The sequence below is a fragment of the Rhizobacter sp. P3_B12 genome (assembly GCF_056402895.1).
Genome location: NZ_JBFUGN010001119.1, coordinates 1 through 1,864 on the forward strand (window position 1 = coordinate 1; position 1,864 = coordinate 1,864).

2 protein-coding genes are annotated in these 1,864 nt (G+C 70.3%); both read left to right on the top strand.

Annotation, left to right across the window (positions count from 1 at the left end; genetic code table 11):
* On the top strand, positions 1-911 hold a 911-nt coding region (gene mnmH, locus AC1D01_RS32795), incomplete at its 5' end, for a tRNA 2-selenouridine(34) synthase MnmH (protein ID WP_477873669.1).
* Between the two features lie 17 nt (positions 912-928).
* Positions 929-1,798 carry a putative selenate ABC transporter substrate-binding protein gene (locus AC1D01_RS32800; protein ID WP_477873670.1) on the top strand — a complete coding sequence of 290 codons (870 nt, stop codon included), beginning with the start codon at positions 929-931 and terminating at the stop codon, positions 1,796-1,798.
* Positions 1,799-1,864 lie beyond the last annotated feature (66 nt).

Below are 1,864 nucleotides of genomic sequence, written 5' to 3' on the forward strand. Positions count from 1 at the left end.
GCATCGTCGGCACCACCTACGTGCAGGTGTCCGCCTTCGAGGCCCGCAAGATCGGCGGCGCGATGGTGGCGCGCAACATCGCCCGCCACCTCGACGAACTGATGCGCGACAAGCCGCGCGACTGGCGCCCGCTGCTCTATTGCTGGCGCGGCGGCCTGCGCAGCGGCAGCGTCGTCAACTGGCTGCGGCTGGTCGGCTGGGATGCGCAGCAGCTGAAGGGCGGCTACAAGTCGTGGCGCGCGCACGTGATCAGCGAGCTGGCCACGCGCGCGCCGGCGCTGCCGCTGCGCGTGCTGTGCGGCCCGACCGGCAGCGCGAAGACGCGCGTGCTGCACGCACTCGCGCAGCAGGGCGAGCAGGTGCTCGACCTGGAGGCGCTGGCGGCCCACCGCGGCTCGGTGCTCGGCGACCTGCCCGGCACCGAGCAGCCGTCGCAGAAGGGCTTCGAGACGCAGCTGCTGCACGCGCTCGAGGGGCTCAATCCGCAGCGCCGCATCTGGGTCGAGGCCGAGAGCCGCCGCATCGGCCGCCTGACGGTGCCCGAACCGCTGCTGCAGCGCCTGCGCGAGAGCCCGGTCGTCGAGATCGCGGCGACGCCCGAGGCGCGGCTCGCCTACCTGCTGCGCGACTACGCCTGGCTCGGCGACGACCCGCAGCGCCTGGCCGACAAGCTGGGCGGCCTGCGCGAGCTGCTGCCGAAGGAGACGCTGGCGCAATGGCAGGCCTGGGCGCTGCAGCGCGACCTGCCGCCGCTGTTCGAGGCGCTGATGGCCCGGCATTACGATCCGCTCTACGCGCGCTCGCAAGGGCGCCAGCTCGAACGCATCGGCCAGGCGCAGCGCGTCGAGGCCGATGACCTGTCACCCGATGGCATCGCGGCACTCGCGCTGCGCATTTCCTCCCTTTCCTGAACCGCTGGATTTCTCCGATGAAACTTTCGTTCCAACACCTGTTCGCCGCCTTGTCGCTGGCGTTGATCGCCGGCACCGCCGCGGCGCAGACCGCCACGCCCGGCGTGCTGCGCGTCACCGCGATCCCCGATGAATCGCCGACCGAGCTGGCGCGCAAGTTCGCGCCGCTCGGCAAGTACCTGGAGGGCAAGCTCGGGATGAAGGTCGAGTGGACGCCGGTGACCGACTACGCCGCGGCGGTCGAGACGGTGGTCAACCGCAAGATCGACCTGGCCTGGTTCGGCGGCTTCACCTTCGTGCAGGCGAGCGTGCGCTCGAACGGCAAGGTGATCCCGCTGGTGCAGCGCGAGGAGGACGAGCGCTTCCGCTCGGTCTTCATCACCGATGCGAAGAGCGGCATCGCGAAGCTCGAAGACCTGAAGGGGAAGACGCTGAGCTTCGGCTCGGCATCGAGCACCTCGGGCCACCTGATGCCGCGCAGCTTCCTGCTGGCCGCGAAGATCAACCCCGATGCCGACCTGAAGCGCGTCAGCTTCTCGGGCGCGCACGACGCGACGATCGCCGCGGTGGCCAGCGGCAAGGTCGATGCCGGCGCGCTGAACATCTCGGTGTGGGAGAAGTTCGTCGCCGACAAGAAGGTCGACACCAGCCAGGTGAAGGTGTTCTACACGACGCCGGCCTACTACGACTACAACTGGACGGTGCATGCCGACATGCCGGCCGAGCTGCGCGAGAAGATCCGCCAGGCTTTCCTCGCGCTCRACCCGGCCACGCCGGAGGGCAAGGAGATCCTGGGCCTGCAGCGCGCGACGCGCTTCATCGCGACCCAACCCGAGAACTACGTCGGCATCAAGGCCGCGGCAGAGAACGCCGGCCTGCTGAAGTGAGTGGTGTGAGCGAGCCCGCACCGGTCGCCGAGCTGCGCGCGCTGTCGGCCCCGGCCGCTCCCGGCG